This window comes from Neobacillus sp. DHD-1R (assembly GCF_057747995.1).
This window is the reverse complement of the sequence record NZ_CM173232.1, coordinates 3,499,356-3,517,898: the sequence shown is the minus strand read 5'-3', so window position 1 is coordinate 3,517,898 and position 18,543 is coordinate 3,499,356. Positions and strand designations below refer to the sequence as shown.

At 37.7% G+C, this 18,543-nt stretch carries 20 protein-coding genes; all 20 read left to right on the top strand.

Going from position 1 to position 18,543, the window contains the following annotated elements; translation table 11 throughout:
* Positions 1 to 21: 21 nt before the first annotated feature.
* The 20 genes from AC3ANL_RS17260 (at position 22) to AC3ANL_RS17165 (ending at position 18,452) form a co-directional block, all read left to right on the top strand.
* The gene (locus AC3ANL_RS17260) at positions 22 to 1,077 is read left to right on the top strand and encodes an NAD(P)H-dependent glycerol-3-phosphate dehydrogenase (RefSeq protein WP_488325634.1); all 1,056 of its coding nucleotides are present in this window, start codon (positions 22 to 24) and stop codon (positions 1,075 to 1,077) included.
* Between the two features lie 252 nt (positions 1,078 to 1,329).
* Complete coding sequence (locus AC3ANL_RS17255; protein ID WP_488325633.1) at positions 1,330 to 1,515, top strand: DUF2768 domain-containing protein; 186 nt, start codon at positions 1,330 to 1,332, stop codon at positions 1,513 to 1,515.
* Positions 1,516 to 1,548: 33 nt separating this feature from the next.
* Positions 1,549 to 2,259 (top strand): hypothetical protein, encoded by a 711-nt coding sequence (locus AC3ANL_RS17250; protein WP_488325632.1) that lies wholly within the window; start codon positions 1,549 to 1,551, stop codon positions 2,257 to 2,259.
* Between the two features lie 311 nt (positions 2,260 to 2,570).
* On the top strand, positions 2,571 to 4,049 hold the full coding sequence (gene spoIVA, locus AC3ANL_RS17245) for a stage IV sporulation protein A (protein ID WP_488325631.1): 1,479 nt from the start codon (positions 2,571 to 2,573) through the stop codon (positions 4,047 to 4,049).
* A gap of 354 nt (positions 4,050 to 4,403) precedes the next feature.
* Complete coding sequence (gene hbs / locus AC3ANL_RS17240; protein WP_024030636.1) at positions 4,404 to 4,676, top strand: non-specific DNA-binding protein Hbs; 273 nt, start codon at positions 4,404 to 4,406, stop codon at positions 4,674 to 4,676.
* Between the two features lie 218 nt (positions 4,677 to 4,894).
* Entirely contained in the window at positions 4,895 to 5,461 is a 567-nt protein-coding gene (gene folE / locus AC3ANL_RS17235; protein WP_488325630.1) for a GTP cyclohydrolase I FolE, read from the top strand.
* A gap of 30 nt (positions 5,462 to 5,491) precedes the next feature.
* Positions 5,492 to 5,734: a trp RNA-binding attenuation protein MtrB gene (gene mtrB, locus AC3ANL_RS17230; protein WP_488329763.1), complete on the top strand. Its 243-nt coding sequence runs from the start codon at positions 5,492 to 5,494 to the stop codon at positions 5,732 to 5,734.
* A gap of 224 nt (positions 5,735 to 5,958) precedes the next feature.
* Positions 5,959 to 6,771: a heptaprenyl diphosphate synthase component 1 gene (locus tag AC3ANL_RS17225; RefSeq protein WP_488325629.1), complete on the top strand. Its 813-nt coding sequence runs from the start codon at positions 5,959 to 5,961 to the stop codon at positions 6,769 to 6,771.
* A gap of 3 nt (positions 6,772 to 6,774) precedes the next feature.
* Positions 6,775 to 7,479 carry a demethylmenaquinone methyltransferase gene (locus AC3ANL_RS17220; protein WP_488325628.1) on the top strand — a complete coding sequence of 235 codons (705 nt, stop codon included), beginning with the start codon at positions 6,775 to 6,777 and terminating at the stop codon, positions 7,477 to 7,479.
* Between the two features lie 43 nt (positions 7,480 to 7,522).
* Positions 7,523 to 8,485 carry a heptaprenyl diphosphate synthase component II gene (hepT, locus tag AC3ANL_RS17215; protein WP_488325627.1) on the top strand — a complete coding sequence of 321 codons (963 nt, stop codon included), beginning with the start codon at positions 7,523 to 7,525 and terminating at the stop codon, positions 8,483 to 8,485.
* A 145-nt stretch (positions 8,486 to 8,630) separates the two neighbouring features.
* Positions 8,631 to 9,077, top strand: a complete 447-nt coding sequence (ndk, locus tag AC3ANL_RS17210) for a nucleoside-diphosphate kinase (protein ID WP_488325626.1) — start codon at positions 8,631 to 8,633, stop codon at positions 9,075 to 9,077.
* 182 nt (positions 9,078 to 9,259) lie between these two features.
* On the top strand, positions 9,260 to 10,432 hold the full coding sequence (gene aroC, locus AC3ANL_RS17205) for a chorismate synthase (protein ID WP_488329762.1): 1,173 nt from the start codon (positions 9,260 to 9,262) through the stop codon (positions 10,430 to 10,432).
* Positions 10,432 to 11,523 carry a 3-dehydroquinate synthase gene (aroB, locus tag AC3ANL_RS17200; protein WP_488325625.1) on the top strand — a complete coding sequence of 364 codons (1,092 nt, stop codon included), beginning with the start codon at positions 10,432 to 10,434 and terminating at the stop codon, positions 11,521 to 11,523. Before aroC ends, aroB begins: the two co-directional genes overlap by 1 nt.
* On the top strand, positions 11,520 to 11,891 hold the full coding sequence (aroH, locus tag AC3ANL_RS17195) for a chorismate mutase (RefSeq protein WP_488325624.1): 372 nt from the start codon (positions 11,520 to 11,522) through the stop codon (positions 11,889 to 11,891). Before aroB ends, aroH begins: the two co-directional genes overlap by 4 nt.
* A 56-nt stretch (positions 11,892 to 11,947) precedes the next feature.
* Positions 11,948 to 13,036, top strand: coding sequence for a histidinol-phosphate transaminase (gene hisC, locus AC3ANL_RS17190; RefSeq protein ID WP_488325623.1), 1,089 nt, complete (start codon positions 11,948 to 11,950; stop codon positions 13,034 to 13,036).
* Between the two features lie 34 nt (positions 13,037 to 13,070).
* The gene (locus AC3ANL_RS17185; RefSeq protein WP_488325622.1) at positions 13,071 to 14,177 is read left to right on the top strand and encodes a prephenate dehydrogenase; all 1,107 of its coding nucleotides are present in this window, start codon (positions 13,071 to 13,073) and stop codon (positions 14,175 to 14,177) included.
* Positions 14,178 to 14,270: 93 nt separating this feature from the next.
* Positions 14,271 to 15,560, top strand: a complete 1,290-nt coding sequence (gene aroA, locus AC3ANL_RS17180) for a 3-phosphoshikimate 1-carboxyvinyltransferase (protein WP_488325621.1) — start codon at positions 14,271 to 14,273, stop codon at positions 15,558 to 15,560.
* 104 nt (positions 15,561 to 15,664) lie between these two features.
* Complete coding sequence (locus AC3ANL_RS17175; RefSeq protein ID WP_488325620.1) at positions 15,665 to 16,561, top strand: hypothetical protein; 897 nt, start codon at positions 15,665 to 15,667, stop codon at positions 16,559 to 16,561.
* Positions 16,562 to 16,588: 27 nt separating this feature from the next.
* On the top strand, positions 16,589 to 17,854 hold the full coding sequence (locus AC3ANL_RS17170) for a tetratricopeptide repeat protein (RefSeq protein WP_488325619.1): 1,266 nt from the start codon (positions 16,589 to 16,591) through the stop codon (positions 17,852 to 17,854).
* Between the two features lie 31 nt (positions 17,855 to 17,885).
* Positions 17,886 to 18,452, top strand: coding sequence for a ReoY family proteolytic degradation factor (locus AC3ANL_RS17165; protein ID WP_488325618.1), 567 nt, complete (start codon positions 17,886 to 17,888; stop codon positions 18,450 to 18,452).
* Positions 18,453 to 18,543: the final 91 nt, after the last annotated feature.

The window sequence follows — 18,543 nt, the reverse complement described above, 5'->3', positions numbered from 1 at the left end:
AGATAAGGAGGGTGTATAATCATGGAGGATCAAAAAGCAGCTATAGCTGTTGTAGGTGCAGGGAGTTGGGGTACAGCACTATCCATTGTACTTGCAGATAACGCCCATGAGGTTCGTCTATGGAGCCATAATGAAAACCAAGTGAAAGAAATCAATGAATACCACACTAATAAAAAGTATTTACCTGATATTTCTCTGCAGGAATTAATTGTGGGATATGCTTCGTTAAGTGATGCTCTTAAAGGGGTAGAAATTGTTATTTTAGCAGTTCCTACGAAGGCCATTCGTGAAGTCCTTGGGAAGATGCGCGCCGTCCAATCGGCACCATTAACGATTGCCCATGTTAGTAAAGGGATCGAGCCTGATACGCTTGTACGTATTTCTGAAATGATCAAAGAAGAAATGCCTAGTGAACTCCTAAAGGATGTTGTGGTACTGTCTGGTCCAAGCCATGCGGAAGAAGTTAGCCTAAGACACCCAACCACGGTAACCGTTTCTTCAGAAAATATGGAAGCTGCAGAAAAAATTCAGGATTTATTCATCAATCATAATTTTCGTGTTTATACGAATTCCGATATCATTGGTGTTGAAATTGGCGGAGCCTTGAAGAATATTATTGCATTAGCTGCTGGAATAACAGATGGGCTCGGATATGGGGATAATGCTAAGGCAGCATTAATGACCCGTGGTTTGGCAGAAATAGCCCGTCTTGGTACAAAGATGGGTGCAAATCCGTTAACTTTTTCTGGCTTAGCGGGTATAGGCGATTTAATTGTTACCTGTACGAGTGTTCATTCACGAAATTGGAGAGCAGGTCATTTACTTGGTAAGGGTAAAACACTTCAAGAAGTTCTCGATAATATGGGGATGGTGGTTGAAGGTGTCAGAACAACGAAAGCGGCATACCAGCTAGCCGAAAAATACAATGTTAACATGCCAATCACCTCTGCACTTTATAATGTTTTGTTTAATGGGAAGAATGCAAAAGACGCGGTAGATGTTCTAATGGCTCGCGGTCGGACTCACGAGATGGAAGATTTAGTAAATGTGCTTGAGGCAAAAAACACAGAAGATTAAAAATGTGCTTTTTGTGAAGAAAATAGGCATTCTTCTGATGCGTTTTATACCTAGATTGCATACAATGCAACGAAGCAACCTAGTAGTATGACAGTGGAGAATGGGTTATTTAGTCCTGATTTAGCTGAAGTAAAGAATTCGCCCCTCTTTACTTCAGTTTTTTTGTGGTGAATAGGCGGAATGGCGCACAAAACTTTATGGTAAAAGGGCTGGCTATGATATAATTAACTTTCGAAAAAGGGGGAATAAGGATTGTCACCAGCTATGATAAAAATGTGGATTTCTGTTGCAGGAATGGCTCTAATGTTTCTGGCCATTATATCCATTTATTTAAGTAGGTATAAGTTAAAAGGGGTATTCCGATTTATTACAGCAATTTTTGCTTATTTATTTATGATTATTGCAGGATTGACATTACTCATTGTATTCTTCACTTAATTGCTTCCAATACATATATTTAAAGGTGATTGTATGAAAAGAAAAAGGCTTGGCAGTACGCTTATATTAATAGCTGTTCTTTTATCGGGTTGTATGTATCCAAAAGAGGAATTATCACAGAACCAAATCCCTTATAAGGATCAAATTCAAACAGTTCAAACCGCTGTAAATGATTTTCAAAAAGATAATGGTGGTATTTTACCGATCAAAACAATGGAGGCAGAAACGCCTATTTTTCAAAAATATCCGATAGAATTTAAAAGGATTTCACCGCAGTATATAGCTGCCCCCCCCGGAAATGCTTATGAAAGCGGGGGCACTTTTCAATATGTGCTTGTTGATGTGGAAAAAAAACCCACTGTAAAATTATTGGACTTAAGGATGACTGAAACCATTCGTGATATTAAATTACGAATAAAATCCACAGGTTATCCTCCCTATAAGAAACAGATTGCCAAAAATGTGTTTTCCTTAGATTATAAACAACTTGGTTATGAAAAACAGCCCTATGTTGTTAGTCCATTTACGAATCAAAACCTCTCCTTAGTTATAACGGGAGATGCTGAGATCTATGTCGATTATCGGCCCGATCTATATCAAGCACTAAAAAAAACGAACATGGACCTAAAGCCTGGTGAGGATATTCGCTCCATACTCGTGAATGACTCAATGTTTGTTCCTGCATATTCCCTTCCATACACGGTCGATGCAAAAACGAAAGAACCTGTTTTTTTAGAAGAATAAGATGTTTAAGTCATAACCCTTTTCCTATAAAAATATATTGTAGGAGAAGGGTTTTTTTTGCTAAACAATAATAACGCGATATGGGCACTTTGGCTTGGTCATATCCGTAAAGAATAGTTAGAAACCCTCCATAAAATCGAATCTTCAGAGTAATACAGATATCCATGCATACATGAATTTTTAATAAGGGGGTAAAAATTTTTAGAAAAGTGTCATAAGAAGATAGGACAACGTCATAAACATATACTGTCCAAAAATACCTAAAATGGATGATATTATCCCACTTTACTCTATGATCGGGAGGGGATCACTTGGAAAAGGTTGATATTTTTAAAGATATTGCCGAAAGAACTGGCGGTGATATTTATTTAGGAGTAGTAGGTGCAGTACGAACAGGCAAATCTACATTTATTAAAAAATTTATGGAGCTTGTTGTCTTACCGAATATAAACAGTGAAGCAGAAAGATCACGGGCACAAGATGAGCTGCCACAAAGTGCAGCGGGAAAAACTATCATGACCACCGAGCCCAAATTTGTTCCCAATCAAGCCGCCACTGTTCATGTCGAGGAAGGGCTAAATGTCAATATTAGGCTGGTAGATTGCGTAGGCTATACAGTGCCAGGTGCAAAAGGTTATGAGGATGAAAATGGACCGAGGATGATTAATACACCATGGTACGAAGAACCGATTCCGTTCCACGAAGCTGCAGAAATTGGCACAAGGAAGGTAATTCAAGAACACTCTACTATAGGGGTAGTAGTTACTACTGATGGAACCATTGGTGAAATCCCTAGAAGCAACTATATTGAAGCAGAAGAAAGAGTGATTAATGAGCTGAAGGAAGTTGGTAAACCATTTATTATGGTGGTAAACAGCGCTCAGCCATATCACCCTAGTACTGAAACACTAAGATCTAGCTTAGCTGAAAAATATGATATCCCAGTTATTGCTATGAGTGTGGAAAGTATGCGTGACAGTGATGTCCTTAACGTCCTCCGTGAAGCACTTTACGAGTTCCCGGTTCTTGAAGTCAATGTAAATCTTCCGAGTTGGGTAATGGTCCTTAGAGAAAACCATTGGCTCCGTGAAAGTTATCAAGAGGCTGTTAAGGAAACAGTTAAAGATATCAAGAGATTACGAGATGTTGATCGTGTTGTTCAGCAATTTAGTGACTTCGAATTCATTGAAAGAGCTGGGCTAGCGGGCATTGAAATGGGTTCTGGGATTGCCGAAATAGATTTAATGGCTCCCGATGAATTGTATGATGATATTTTAAAAGAAATTGTCGGTGTTGAAATCAGAGGGAAGGATCACTTACTTGAACTAATGCAGGATTTTGCACATGCAAAAGCTGAATATGATCATATCTCTGATGCATTAAAAATGGTCAAACAAACTGGTTATGGTATTGCTTCGCCAACCCTTTCAGACATGAGTCTAGAGGAACCGGAAATCATTCGTCAAGGTGCTAGGTTTGGTGTCCGACTCCGTGCGGTGGCACCTTCGATTCATATGATCAAGGTAGATGTCGAGTCTGAATTTGCTCCAATCATTGGGACGGAAAAACAAAGTGAGGAGCTAGTTCGCTACCTTATGCAGGACTTTGAGGACGATCCTCTTTCAATTTGGAATTCAGATATCTTCGGCCGCAGCTTAAGTTCCATTGTTCGTGAAGGAATCCAAGCAAAGCTTTCGCTGATGCCTGAAAATGCGAGATATAAGTTAAAAGAGACATTAGAGCGAATTATTAACGAGGGATCCGGTGGTTTAATTGCCATTATTCTCTAGGTTTTGGACTCCATATCGGAGTCTTTTTTTGTTTTTAATTCAATATTCTATTGCAAAAAGTCAAATATAGTAGAAAAAGTATGAACAAAAGAAAAGATTACCATTATTTCATGAAATCTTCTTGATATGCTCAATTGATTATGATAATCTTTTAACAGATTACGTTATAGTGATTAAAGCCTTATTTCATAAGGTTTTACTAAAAAAAAGAATTATGTCACTGAAGTGGTCAATATGGATTACTTTGGTAATAAAACGCGCTATGACGTATAGAAATTAGAAAAATTGTTTAGAAATGTAGATAAGTAATCTTATTTACGAATCTTGATAATTCTTTGGGAGGAGGTGAATGGCATGAACAAGACAGAACTTATTAATGCAGTTGCTGAAGCTAGCGAGCTTTCAAAAAAGGACGCTACAAAAGCAGTTGATGCTGTTTTTGATGCAATTTTAGATGCTTTAAAAAATGGTGATAAAGTTCAACTAATTGGTTTTGGAAACTTTGAAGTACGTGAGCGTGCAGCCCGTAAAGGTCGTAACCCACAAACAGGCGAGGAAATTGAAATCGCTGCAAGCAAGGTTCCAGCTTTCAAACCAGGTAAGGCGCTTAAAGATGCAGTAAAATAATTACATAATTATTGCTTTAAGCGATAGGCTTAAGCAAAAAGGTCATGGAGAATTCCATGGCCTTTTTTCTAATATCAGAATTTAAAAGTGTTGACTTCGAGAAATGTCCAGCTCCAGCGCCCTAGCGCTTTTCTTTTTTTTTTGCTTGCATTGAAATGATTGTGATAATATGTAGTTGTCGTTTATACTTAATAGATATACTCTAGGAGGAATTTAGTATGTCAGAAGTCAATCGTACCCAAATTGAAGAAGCGGTACGTTTAATATTAGAAGCAATCGGTGAAGACCCAAACCGTGAGGGTTTGCTGGATACACCAAAAAGAGTAGCAAAAATGTATGAAGAAGTCTTTAGTGGATTAAATGAGGATCCAAAGGCGCATTTTGAGACTATTTTTAGTGAAGATCATGAAGAATTAGTGTTGGTTAAGGATATTCCATTCTATTCAATGTGTGAACACCATCTTGTACCTTTCTTTGGAAAAGCGCATGTCGCCTATATTCCGCAGAACGGACGTGTCACAGGCCTAAGTAAATTAGCTCGTGCGGTTGAAGCAGTAGCGAAAAGGCCACAGCTGCAAGAACGAATTACATCGACTGTTGCAGATAGTATCATGGAAAAGCTCGATCCGCACGGAGTAATGGTAGTAGTTGAAGCAGAGCATATGTGTATGACGATGAGAGGAGTAAAAAAACCTGGCTCTAAAACCGTTACCACTGCCGTTCGAGGAGTCCTAGCAGACGATGCCATTGCACGGTCTGAAGTACTATCTTTAATAAAATATTAGTGTCGAGTGATAGAAGACATGTTTGGAGTGATGAAATTGGAAAAACGAAATCCACAAAATGGTGATTATGTCGTCATCAAGGCACTGGACGATGGTGTCAATGTAATAGGTTTGACTAGAGGTACGGATACAAGATTCCATCATTCAGAAAAGCTGGATAAGGGTGAAGTATTAATTGCTCAATTTACCGAACATACTTCAGCTATTAAAATTAGAGGAAATGCAAAAGTTCTTACTCAATTTGGTGAAATTGAAAGTGAAATGAAGAAATAAGCTAGGTATCATTCATCTATGGATATGAGTGGTTGTCTATGGAGATTCAATGATTATTTTGTGAATATCTGCCCAGATGATGCCTTTTATGATATAATGATGACTGCCTTGTTAATGAAAATGAACAGGATTTTTCTTTATTTTAGGGACATGAAAATTACATTCAAAATTGACAATAATAAAATACATACAGACATTACTTCATGGAAGCAAGGGTGATTTACGTGCAGGACATTCGACAAAAATTTACAATGATTAAAGAGCAGGTCGAAAAGAGAGTTTTTGACTCATATCTGCTTGATTATATTGAAACACCTATTATTGATGAAGATAAACTTCTAATCATTATCTCAATAATGGAAAACCTCGAATTGTCATTTAGTGAAATTCAGAATTATGCATTGTCAACCATGCTAATTCAAACAGCCCTTGATACCCATGAACATATTACAAATGCATCTCATGATGAAAAAAATCGTCAATTAACAGTTTTAGCTGGTGATTATTTTAGCGGTCTTTACTATAAACTTCTTGCCGATGCCGAAGATGTAAAAATGATAAAATCACTTTCAAAGGGCGTAAAAGAAGTCAATGAAAATAAGATTCTTGTCTATCAGAGTGAAGTTGATGGAACTGAAACATTGATGACCAGCATCAAGCGGATTGAAAGTTCGATCCTATCAAAGCTCTCAGATTATTTTAAAGTGAATTTATGGAATGATTTCCTTGCTCACTTGTTATTATTTAAACGGTTATTAAATGAAAAAAAACAATATTTTCATTCAGATCGGTCCGTTTTATTTGAATCATTGAAGAATATTATTTTCTCCGGAAATGATGCAAAATTAGAAGACTTAACAGGTGAACAACGAAATCAACTATTGCTGATATGCGACCAATATTTAGATCGTTCAAAGCATGTGATTGAGCAGGGGTTAAAACAGGTTCCCTACTTAAATGATGTACTTGAAAAAAGGATTACATCATTATTGAGTCAATACCAGCCATGTGTTAAAACTTTTGTGGAAGAAGGGTAAAACATGCAGCAATCGAAAGAACAGCGCGTTCACAATGTGTTTGAAAAGATATCTGATAACTATGATAAAATGAATTCAGTTATTAGTTTTCAGCAGCACATAAAGTGGCGAAAAGACACCATGAAAAGGATGAATGTTCAACCTGGCTCAAAAGCTCTCGATGTTTGCTGTGGAACGGCGGATTGGACAATCGCCTTAGCTGAAGCGGTTGGTCCAAACGGTGAAGTAACGGGTTTAGATTTTAGTCAAAATATGCTGAATGTTGGCATTGAAAAAGTGAAAAGTCTAGGACTTAAACAGGTTAAATTAATCCATGGTAACGCTATGGAACTGCCCTTTCCTGATAACAGTTTTGATTATGTTACGATTGGATTTGGCTTAAGAAATGTCCCAGATTACCTACAAGTTTTAAAGGAAATGCACCGGGTAGTAAAGCCGGGAGGAATTGCTGTTTGTCTGGAGACTTCACAGCCAACTTTAGTCGGTTATAAGCAGCTCTATTATTTTTACTTCCGTTTTATTATGCCATTGTTCGGAAAATTGTTAGCAAAAAGCTATCGAGAATACGCTTGGTTACATGAATCCGCGCGTGATTTTCCCGGCATGAGGGAGCTCGCCAAAATGTTTGAACAAGCAGGTTTTTTAAATGTGAAATACAGACCATACAGTGGTGGTGCAGCTGCAGTTCATATTGGCAAAAAGAATTAACTTATTGAGATTGAAGACAGGATGAAAAGCAGGGTGAATACAAATGAAATTAAAAATGATGTATTCATTTTTGAATTCGGATATTAACATAATTGAACGAGAGCTGGAAGAAAGGATTCAACCAGAGTCTCTTCTTTTGAAACAAGCTTCAATGCATACCTTACAAGCCGGAGGAAAAAGAATTCGTCCTATTTTTGTGTTGCTCGCAGGAAAATTTGGTCAATATGATATACATGTGATGAAAAATGTTGCCGTTGCTCTTGAACTAATCCATATGGCATCGCTTGTTCATGATGATGTGATTGATGATGCTGATCTAAGAAGGGGTCAGCCAACAGTTAAATCAAAATGGGATAATAAAGTTGCCATGTATACAGGTGACTTTGTTTTTGCCCTTGCATTGGAATTAATGACCAATATTGAAAAACCTGAAGCCCACAAAATTTTAGCAAATACCATTGTTGAAGTAACAGTAGGGGAAATACAGCAAATAAAAGACAAATACCGTTTTAATCAAAACATGCGCGACTATCTGCGGAGAATCAAAAGAAAAACGGCCTTGCTAATTGCAGCCAGCTGTCAACTAGGGGCGGTTGCCGCAGGAGTGGAAGAGGCTTTCCATAAGAAGCTTTTCCGTTTTGGCTATTACGTTGGAATGTCTTATCAAATTATTGATGATATTTTGGATTTCACCTCTACTGAGGAGCAGTTGGGGAAGCCTGCTGGAAGTGACCTTTTACAAGGCAATATTACAGCACCGGTTTTATATGCTATGAAGGATTATGAAATACGCAAGGAAATTGAACGGGTACATGAAAATATGGACTCAATGGAAATTTTGAAAATTATTTCCCTTATAAAACAATCAGGTGCCATTGAAAAATCATTTGCTTTGAGTGATCAATATCTGGATAAAGCATTAGAAGTATTAGAGGAATTACCAGAAAATAAAGCTAAAAAAACACTTCGAGATATTGCAAAATACATTGGTAGACGAAAATTCTAACATACATAAACTTTATCTTCTGTTTAATTCCAAAATAGAAATATTCACAACCTTGCTAAATATTCAAAAAAATGATAACATTTTCCATGGATTGTTAACTGCTAACAATCATTATACATATTAATCTAATTTAGGAGTGGGATTCATGGAAAAAACATTTTTAATGGTAAAGCCAGACGGGGTACAGCGTAATCTAATTGGCGAAATTGTTGCACGTTTTGAAAGAAAGGGCTTTCAATTGGTCGGTGCAAAATTAATGAGCATTCCAAATACGCTTGCTGAAGAGCATTATGGAGAGCATAAGGAACGTCCTTTCTTTGGAGAATTAGTGGATTTTATTACTTCAGGGCCTGTATTTGCTATGGTTTGGCAAGGTGAAAATGTGATTGTTACTGCCCGCCAAATGATGGGCTCTACCAATCCTAAAGATGCAGCTCCTGGTACTATTCGTGGAGATTTTGGGCTCACAGTTGGGAAAAACGTTATTCACGGATCTGATTCACCAACAAGTGCTGAGCGTGAAATTGGCTTATTCTTTAAAGAAGCAGAGTTAGTCGACTACTCAAAGCTAGTAAACGAGTGGATATATTAATCTAAGCTGTAAATGTGGATGTTCCAAAAGGGTCTGACCCTTTGTTGTGGAACATCCTCTTTTTGTGTACAATATTAAAAATTTATCCTTATTTTCTGAATAGTTATACTAGGCTTATTTTGCTCAATATGTTATATTGATACATAATTCTTTAATGAGTTGAAGGAGGAAAGAGTATGGGAATGAGATATTTAACGGCTGGAGAATCCCATGGACCACAGCTAACGACAATATTAGAAGGCTTACCAGCTGGAATGCCACTAATCGCTTCAGATATAAATGATGAACTAGCAAGACGGCAAAAGGGCTATGGCCGTGGAAGACGCATGCAAATTGAAAAAGATACAGCAGAAATTGTTTCAGGTGTTCGTCATGGCCAGACTCTTGGCTCACCTATAGCATTGGTCGTAAAAAACAATGACTGGAAACATTGGACATCTATTATGGGGATTGAACCAGTAGATGAAGACCAAGAGAGTGAAATGAAACGTAAAGTAACAAGGGCCAGACCAGGTCACGCAGATTTAAATGGAGCTATTAAATATGGTCACCGAGATATGAGAAATGTGTTAGAACGTTCTTCAGCACGTGAAACCACTGTAAGAGTGGCGGCTGGTGCCGTTGCGAAAAAGTTATTATCATTGGTAGGTGTGGAGATTGTTGCACATGTTTTAGAGATAGGCGGAGTAAAAGCCAATTTTGATGACTCCCTGACGATAGCTGCTTTAAAACAGCGGACAGAAGATTCTCCAGTTCGAACCGCAGATCCTGAGATAGAACAAGAAATGATGGCCGCTATTGATGATGCAAAGAAAAATGGTGATTCCATTGGCGGGATAGTTGAAGTGATTGCTACAGGGATGCCGGCAGGGGTTGGAAGTTATGTTCATTATGATCGTAAATTGGATGGAAAGTTAGCTGCTGCGATTATGGGAATCAATGCATTTAAAGGTGTCGAAATTGGGATTGGCTTTGAAGCTGCTAGAAAGCCTGGGAGTCAAGTCCACGATGAGATTGCTTGGGACAAAGACCAAGGGTTTTATCGCAAGACGAATCGCCTTGGAGGTTTTGAAGGCGGGATGACGACAGGTATGCCGATTGTTATTAGGGGAGTGATGAAGCCTATCCCAACACTTTATAAACCACTCATGAGCGTCGATATTGAGACGAAAGAACCCTTTGCTGCCAGTGTTGAACGCTCTGACAGTTGTGCTGTGCCTGCCGCTGCGGTTGTCGCAGAGAATGTAGTTGCATGGGAACTCGCAAATGCTCTTATTGAACAATTTTATAGTGATCGATTTGAGACCTTTGTTGATGAGATTAATAGACAGCGTGAATTTGCGAGGGAGTTTTAATGGAGAAGATTCAAATACAAACAGAGTCAAAAAAATACTCCGTCTTTGTTGGAGAAGGTGTAAGAAAAGAAATCGGCTCGTTCTTGGCGACTCAATTTCCTGACCTGACAAAAATTTTAATTATTACCGACCAAACGGTTGCCAGGATTCATCTAGAAAAACTACAGGATGTACTAAAACCCTGGAATCCTGTCATTTTCACTGCGCCTGCTGGTGAAAAGGCAAAGACCTTTGATGTTTATTATCAGGCACTATCAACTGCACTTGAAAATCGACTCGATCGAAAATCCGTCATTCTTTCTTTTGGCGGCGGTGCGGTGGGAGATTTAACTGGCTTCGTGGCGTCTTCCTTCATGAGAGGGATTCCTTTTATTCAAGTACCAACGACCATCCTAGCTCATGATAGTGCGGTTGGCGGAAAAGTAGCGATCAACCATCCACTAGGGAAAAATATGATTGGTGCATTTTATCAACCTGAAGCTGTCTTTTATGATCTTGAACTATTAAAAACGCTGCCATCTCAAGAAATTCGTTCAGGATTTGCTGAGGTTATTAAACATGCTCTAATTGCAGATCCTTCCTTCTATCAGTGGTTATTAGAGAATGTCCATGATTTAAATTCCTTAACATTGGAGCAATTAACGTATTCCTTGGTAAAGGGTATTAAGATTAAGAACGAGTTTGTTTCTCGAGATGAAAGAGAAACGGGGGTTCGTGCGTATTTGAACTTAGGACATACACTGGGGCATGCAATTGAGGCAGAAATGGGTTATGGGAATTTTACTCACGGTGAAGCCGTTATGATTGGAACGATTTTTGCATTAAAGTTAAGCAATGAACTGCTAGGACTTGAGTTTCAGTTGAATGAATTTATTGAATGGGTTAAAAAATTAGGATATGAAACTAGCTTACCCATTCAATTATCGGATGAGAGCTTAATAAACAAAATGAAACAGGATAAGAAGTCGGTTGGTGAATCCATTCGATTTGTGTTATTAGAACAAATTGGGTCGCCAAGGCTTCAAGAAATATCTGAAAAAGTATTATTAAAAGAGTTAAAAAGTTTTAAATTAAAGGGGGATATTAAATGATTAGAGGGGTGAGGGGAGCTACGACGGTTCAAGCAAATACTGAAGATGCGGTTATCACTGCTACAGAAGAGCTAATCGCTGAATTAATTACGGTGAATCCAATTCAACCTGATTCCGTCGCCTCCGTTTTTATTTCAACGACAGAAGATATAAACGCTGTATTTCCTGCTAAGGCAATGCGGAAATTTGCTGGGTGGAAGTATGTACCTGTCATGTGTATGCAGGAGATACCAGTTACCAATTCCGTAAAGATGTGCATTAGAATTATGATGCATGTAAATACAAGCTTGCCTCAAGAAAAAATCGTTCATGTATATTTAAAAGATGCAAAAGTATTAAGACCTGACTTAGGCAACAATCAAGCATGATGATCTGAGGCGAATTTTCAAAATAACATACATTTAAACGAATGGAGTGTAAGGCCATGAGATGGAAAGAGCAGTTATTAACACTGACTCCTTATCAGCCAGGAAAATCAATCGAAGCAGTCAAAAAACAATTTAATTTAGAGCGAATTATTAAGCTCGCGTCTAATGAAAATCCCTTTGGATGTTCAGAACAGGCACTTTCTGCTCTGCAATCAAATTCAACAAGCTTAGCTATTTACCCAGATGGGTATGCTACCAACTTAAGAGAGACACTTGCTGCGTTTTTGGAAGTTGAAGAAAATGAACTTATATTAGGAAACGGTTCCGACAATCTCATCCAAATTATTTCACGCGCGCTCTTGCACCCAAATGCAAGTACAATCATGGCGACGCCAACCTTTTCACAATATAAGCACAATGCTGTGATTGATGGAGCTATCATAAAGGAAATACCACTTATCAATGGTGACCATGATTTAGACGGTATGTTGGCAGCCATTGATGAACAGACGAATGTTATTTGGGTTTGTAGTCCTAATAATCCTACAGGTACATATATTCCAGAAAATAAATTAATCCCGTTCCTTGAAAAAGTACCATCACATATTCTTGTTGTTATTGATGAAGCCTATTTTGAATATGTAATCGCGGATGATTATTATGATTCGATCAGTTTAACACGTAAGTATGAAAACCTAATTGTGCTAAGAACATTTTCAAAAATTTATGGACTCGCAGCCCTAAGAGTAGGATATGGTGTAGCAAATAAAGCTATCATCAAAGCACTCGAACCAGCAAGAGAACCGTTTAATGTAAATTCTTTAGGCCAATTAGCAGTGCGTGCAGCGATCAAAGATCAGGAATTTGTTGAATCTTGTAAAAAGATAAATAGGCAGGGCCTTGCTCAGTTTTATGATTTTTGTGAGCAGCATCAGCTTGAGTTTTATCCATCCCAGACCAATTTTATCTTGATCGATCTAAAAGTAGATGGGGATAAGGTTTTTCAATATTTGCAAGAGCGAGGGTATATTGTCAGGTCTGGAAAAGCGCTTGGGTTCCCAACAGGGGTTAGGATTACAGTGGGCTCTTCTGAACAAAATGAAGGTGTTTTAAATGCATTGCATGATTTTTTAAAAGAGAACTAAGGAGAGCAGTTCTCTCTATATAGGGGGATTTAAATTGAATGGCCGCGTTTTTGTAATTGGCTTAGGATTAATTGGTGGTTCCTTAGCATTATGTATAAAGAAAGAAAATAGTGAGGCAACGATTGTAGGATTCGATATTAATAATGAGCAAGCCAGACTTGCAAAAATGCTTGGTGTCATTGATGAGATAGCTGAAAATATCCAGGATGGTGCCATCGATGCCGATTTAATCATTATTGCCGCTCCTGTAAATGACACGAAGGACATTATTCAGCTACTTTCCGGACTCCCGCTTAATCCAGAAGTAATTGTGACAGATACAGGCAGTACAAAAAGAAAGATTGTCGAAAGTGCCAGTTGCTTATTCCAACGAGGGATTACATTTATTGGTGGACACCCAATGGCAGGGTCTCATAAAAGTGGAGTTTCAGCAGCAAAAGAAATTTTATTTGAAAATGCTTTCTATTTGTTAACTCCTGAAGAACATGTTGAACAGTCAAAGGTAGCCACTTTACAAAAATGGTTAAGAGGAACAAATGCGAAGTTTTTGTCGATTACTCCAGAAAATCATGATTATTTGACAGGTATTGTCAGCCATTTTCCGCATATTATTGCTGCTTCCATCGTTAGACAAACCGAAAAACTTTCTGAAAACGAAGGTCTCATTCCTCGACTTGCCGCAGGTGGTTTTCACGATATTACACGCATTGCTTCAAGTAGTCCAGAAATGTGGAAGGATATTTTACTACACAATCGTGAAGTTTTAATTGACCTGCTAAATCAATGGTTGAACGAAATGAATGGTGTTAAAACATTATTAGAACAAGGTGATAGTTCAGTAATTTTTGAATATTTTAAACAGGCAAAGAAATTCCGTGATGGATTGCCGCAGAAGGAAAAAGGAGCTATACCAGCATTTTATGATTTATTTGTTGATATTCCAGATTACCCTGGTGTGGTTTCCGAGATAACAGGTTATTTAGCCAAGGAAAAAATCAGTATCACGAATATTCGTATCCTTGAAACACGAGAAGATATTATAGGAGTTTTAGTAATCAGCTTTCAAACTGAAGAAGATCGGGAGCGAGCAGAACGCTGTATTGAAAGGTATTCCAGCTATGCAACATCCATTGGTTCCTAGCTGGAGATAGGGCTCCGATCCTCAAGTGCTAAAGCTGAGCACTTTTCCGGGTGCATGGATATATATTCTGAAACTAGTAAAAAGGTGATATAGATGGCGACATTAAAGCTGAAAACGAGCATTAATCGTTTATTGGGTGAGATAACAATCCCAGGAGATAAATCAATCTCACACAGATCTGTTATGTTTGGTTCTATTGCTCATGGTGAAACAAGGGTTACCAATTTTTTACCTGGTGATGACTGTTTAAGTACGATATCGTGCTTTCGAAAGCTTGGGGTAACAATAGAGGAATCTGACAATCAACTCCGTATATGGGGGAATGGGTTTGAAGGATTAACAGAACCTGTGGAAGTATTGGATGTTGGAAATTCCGGAACCACCATCCGTTTGTTAATGGGGATATTGGCCGGTAGACCTTTTTTCTCTTCTCTTGTGGGTGATGAGTCAATTGCAAAGAGACCAATGACAAGGGTTACCATTCCATTAGCAAAAATGGGGGCAAAATTGGATGGCCGAAAAGATGGTGCCTTTACACCCATTTCCATTCGTGGAGGGCTATTAAAGCCTATTCAATACGAGCTGCCCGTTGCAAGTGCACAAGTTAAATCAGCACTGATTCTTGCAGGACTGCAAGCAGATGGAGTTAGTACCATTATTGAACCTGCTGAAACCCGTGATCATACCGAAAGAATGATTCGACAATTTGGCGGTGAAATCCACAAAGACAACAAAGTCATCACGGTTAAAGGTGGACAAAAACTGACAGCATCTACAATACATGTTCCCGGTGATATATCGTCTGCTGCCTTTTTCCTTGTTGCAGGCGCTATTATACCTGAAAGTGAAATTGTTTTAAAAAATGTAGGCTTAAATCCAACTAGAACAGGAATTATCGAGGTTATGCAGAAGATGGGGGCAAACTTAGAGATTATTCAAAAAGATGATCACTCTTTTGAACCAACAGGTGATCTCATCATTAAGACATCTAATCTGAGAGGGACAGTGGTTGAGGGAGATTTAATTCCAAGACTAATTGATGAAATTCCTATTATTGCACTTCTTGCAACCCAGGCAGAAGGAAAAACAGTGATAAAGGATGCGGAAGAATTAAAGGTAAAAGAAACCAATCGGATTGATACGGTAGTTCAAGAGTTAAGAAAATTAGGTGCTTCCATAGAAGCGACTGAAGATGGAATGATTATCTATGGGAAATCTCATTTAAATGGCGGTATAGCTTCAAGTCATGGTGATCACCGGATTGGCATGATGCTGGCCATGGCTGCCCTGTTATGTGAAAATGATGTTGAACTTGAACAACCCGAAGCGATTTCGGTTTCTTATCCAAACTTCTTTTCACATTTAAATAGCCTCATCCACTAAAAGCTGCGAATCTTTGCAGCTTTTCTTTTTTTAATCGGTTCAAAGTCATAGATTTAAGTTTCTCTGCATAGCTTGTCTTAAAGAAAGTAAATAGGTGGTGGACGATGTATATTATTGAAAATGCCAATATTTTAAAAGACAAGTACCTTAATACTTGTTCGCTATTAATATCAGATGATCGAATAACCAAGATACAAACTCATTTTCATAAATATCGAGTAATGAGAATGAGTGCTGAACCCTTTATAATGACTCCCTCTTATGTCTTTCTAAGTTCTAAAATTCCTCTTCAAAGTTCCTTTCAAAATGTAAAAACCTGTTTGATCGAAGATTTTTTGCTAAAAGGTTGTACCACTTTATTTACCTACGCTGAGATATCATACGAAAAAGAACTTCTGGTAAAAATAAATGAACTAAAAACCGCGTTAATTAGCTGTCCGATTGATTTTATTATCGGTGTGAAAATTCCTGCCCGTTTAATTACTCCAGCCTTTATCAGGAGTTGTAAAAAGTTAAAAGTCCCGGCTATCTTTGTTGATCTTCAAGACTTAGAAGAGTTGCAGAGAATACCTTGGGGTTGGATCAGAGATGCGTTATTTCCCTTCAATAGTCCATTTATTCCATTAATTTCTTCTACACAAAAGAAGGAAGCAAAGGTAGTTTTGTCGAAATGGAAAGATATGATGGTTAGAGAAAAAATCCCAGCCATTTTTGAGGTAGTAGAAGAAAATCAACCATTGACGATTCCTGTCTTAAATAAAATAGGTTTATACCCCCAAAAAGGAAGCCTTATGAACGGTACGGAAATAAGTTATAATTTATATACGAAGGGTAGAGAAATCAAGAATGTTGATGAAGCTAGTTTATTCCATTATCATGATGATAGACTGGTAGTTACAGTTCACAAAGGAAAGGTTATCCGTTCAGGAAAAAAGGTTTTATTTAAACCTGGAAATGGAGAACATGTTAAGGTGCAAACCCCATCATATTTTTCTTTGTAGAATCAGGGGGAGAAGAGGTTAAAGCCAATGGATAGAGTAAATAAAATTATTAGTTTATTAGAAAACGGCCAACATAATGAGGCCTTAAATGAATATAATGTTGTATTACAAAGCGGTTTTCCAGATGAAAAATTTCTTCTTGGAGAAGAACTGTTCCAGTATGGTTTTCTTAATGAGGCAAGGGCACTGGTTGAAAACCTATTAGAAACATATCCTGAAGAAGGAGAACTTCTTGTTCTGCTGGGGGAAATTTTAGTGGAAGCGGGAGAAGAGGAGGAAGCAATCCTCGTATTAGAAAGAATCTCAGAGCAAGATTCAAATTTTGGACAGTCATTATTATTGTTAGCTGATCTATATCAAATGCAGGGTCTTTATGAAGTTTGCGAAAGAAAGTTATTAAAAGCAAAAGAGATATTACCGGATGAAGTTATTATTGATTTTGCACTAGGAGAACTTTATAGTGAACAAGGTGAAGTTATTAAGGCGATGAATGCATATGAGACGGTTCTGCGAGAAGAAAACGAAATTGCTGGTGTTAATATACAAGCACGGTTAGCTGATTTATTAAGTGCCTCCGGTGCGTTTGAAGAAGCCCTAACTTACTATGATAAGGCGTTGGATGAAAAATTAGAGATAAACACATTATTTGGCTATGGTTTTACAGCACTTCAAGCAGGTTATAACCGTACTGCTATTGAAAAGTTTAATGAATTAAAAGAGCTTGATCCTGAATATCATTCACTATATTTACATCTTGCTAAAGCGTATGAACGAGAGGAAGAACTTGAAAATAGTTTACAAACCATTAAAGATGGCATAAAACAAGATGAATTTAATAAAGAATTATTTTTCTATGGTGGAAAAATGTCCATCAAACTTGGAAATATGGAAGATGCAGAGCAATATTTCCGAGATGCCCTTGCCCTGGATCCTGGCTTTATGGAAGCAGCTATTACCTTAAATAAGATCTTTTTTCAGCAAGAACGATACGAGGATGTTCTGGAATTGATATCTCAGCTAGATATCACGGGAGATGAAGAGCCGCAGCTTCTTTGGGATTCTGCCCTTGCCTACGATAAACTTGAAGAATATTCTTACGCATTAGACAAATATGAAAATGCATATACTTTTTTTAAGACAAACGAAGACTTTTTAAACGATTATGGATATTTTCTAATTGAAGAAGGAAAAAGCGACCGAGCCGCCGAAATTTTTAAACAGCTGCTAAAAGGGGATCCAACAAACGTCGAGTATATGGATTTACTCGAACGTCTTACCGATGTGAAAGATTAAAAAGCTGATTATGCAGAGGAGGGAAACTATCATGGCAACCCCTGTTTCTGTCAACGAGAAGAAGGACTTTATTCGCTGGTTTTTAAATCATTATCAATTAAAGAGAAGAGAATGTGTTTGGATTCTTAACTATCTAATGAGTCACGATCAATTAATGGAAAAGGTACATTTTGTTGAGCAAGCACAGTATTGTCCGCGTGGTTTAATTATGTCTACACATTGTGTGGATAAAGTGCCGTTTCGTTTTTATAAAGAAAATGTCATGACCACAGATGCTGAAAAATCCTTTCATGATATTCGGTTAAATCGAGATGAGGATATTTTTATTCAATTAAATTTTCATGCCTCTAATCAAGCACACCAGTATGCAGCAGTATTAGAAGAGAATCCCTTTGTTCCTAAACATCTACAAGTGAATGAAAAGGATGGAATCATTGCTGAACAGTTACTACAACGGAGTATTGAACGTTTCCAACGAGAAAAGCTGCTACAGTTAATTGATGAGGCCCTTGATCGACAAGATGAAAAAGCGTTTAAGTTATTAACAGAAAAATTAAACCAATTAACCGTAACAGAACAAAAAGGAAGTTTGCGATAAGCAGGCTTCTTTTTGCTGTTTAGAACTGAAAACAGTTAGATGGAGAAATCTTTCTAAATATTCTACTTTTTATCTTTTATTATTTTATAAA

Excerpts from the sequence above, each read along its gene's own strand:
- AC3ANL_RS17260 (WP_488325634.1), top strand. The coding sequence starts at position 22 with ATGGAGGATCAAAAAGCAGCTATAGCTGTTGTAGGTGCAGGGAGTTGG.
- AC3ANL_RS17250 (WP_488325632.1), top strand. The coding sequence starts at position 1,549 with ATGAAAAGAAAAAGGCTTGGCAGTACGCTTATATTAATAGCTGTTCTT.
- hbs (WP_024030636.1), top strand. The coding sequence starts at position 4,404 with ATGAACAAGACAGAACTTATTAATGCAGTTGCTGAAGCTAGCGAGCTT.
- folE (WP_488325630.1), top strand. The coding sequence starts at position 4,895 with ATGTCAGAAGTCAATCGTACCCAAATTGAAGAAGCGGTACGTTTAATA.
- mtrB (WP_488329763.1), top strand. The coding sequence starts at position 5,492 with ATGAAATTGGAAAAACGAAATCCACAAAATGGTGATTATGTCGTCATC.
- AC3ANL_RS17220 (WP_488325628.1), top strand. The coding sequence starts at position 6,775 with ATGCAGCAATCGAAAGAACAGCGCGTTCACAATGTGTTTGAAAAGATA.
- hepT (WP_488325627.1), top strand. The coding sequence starts at position 7,523 with ATGAAATTAAAAATGATGTATTCATTTTTGAATTCGGATATTAACATA.
- ndk (WP_488325626.1), top strand. The coding sequence starts at position 8,631 with ATGGAAAAAACATTTTTAATGGTAAAGCCAGACGGGGTACAGCGTAAT.
- aroC (WP_488329762.1), top strand. The coding sequence starts at position 9,260 with ATGAGATATTTAACGGCTGGAGAATCCCATGGACCACAGCTAACGACA.
- aroB (WP_488325625.1), top strand. The coding sequence starts at position 10,432 with ATGGAGAAGATTCAAATACAAACAGAGTCAAAAAAATACTCCGTCTTT.
- aroH (WP_488325624.1), top strand. The coding sequence starts at position 11,520 with ATGATTAGAGGGGTGAGGGGAGCTACGACGGTTCAAGCAAATACTGAA.
- hisC (WP_488325623.1), top strand. The coding sequence starts at position 11,948 with ATGAGATGGAAAGAGCAGTTATTAACACTGACTCCTTATCAGCCAGGA.
- aroA (WP_488325621.1), top strand. The coding sequence starts at position 14,271 with ATGGCGACATTAAAGCTGAAAACGAGCATTAATCGTTTATTGGGTGAG.
- AC3ANL_RS17175 (WP_488325620.1), top strand. The coding sequence starts at position 15,665 with ATGTATATTATTGAAAATGCCAATATTTTAAAAGACAAGTACCTTAAT.
- AC3ANL_RS17170 (WP_488325619.1), top strand. The coding sequence starts at position 16,589 with ATGGATAGAGTAAATAAAATTATTAGTTTATTAGAAAACGGCCAACAT.
- AC3ANL_RS17165 (WP_488325618.1), top strand. The coding sequence starts at position 17,886 with ATGGCAACCCCTGTTTCTGTCAACGAGAAGAAGGACTTTATTCGCTGG.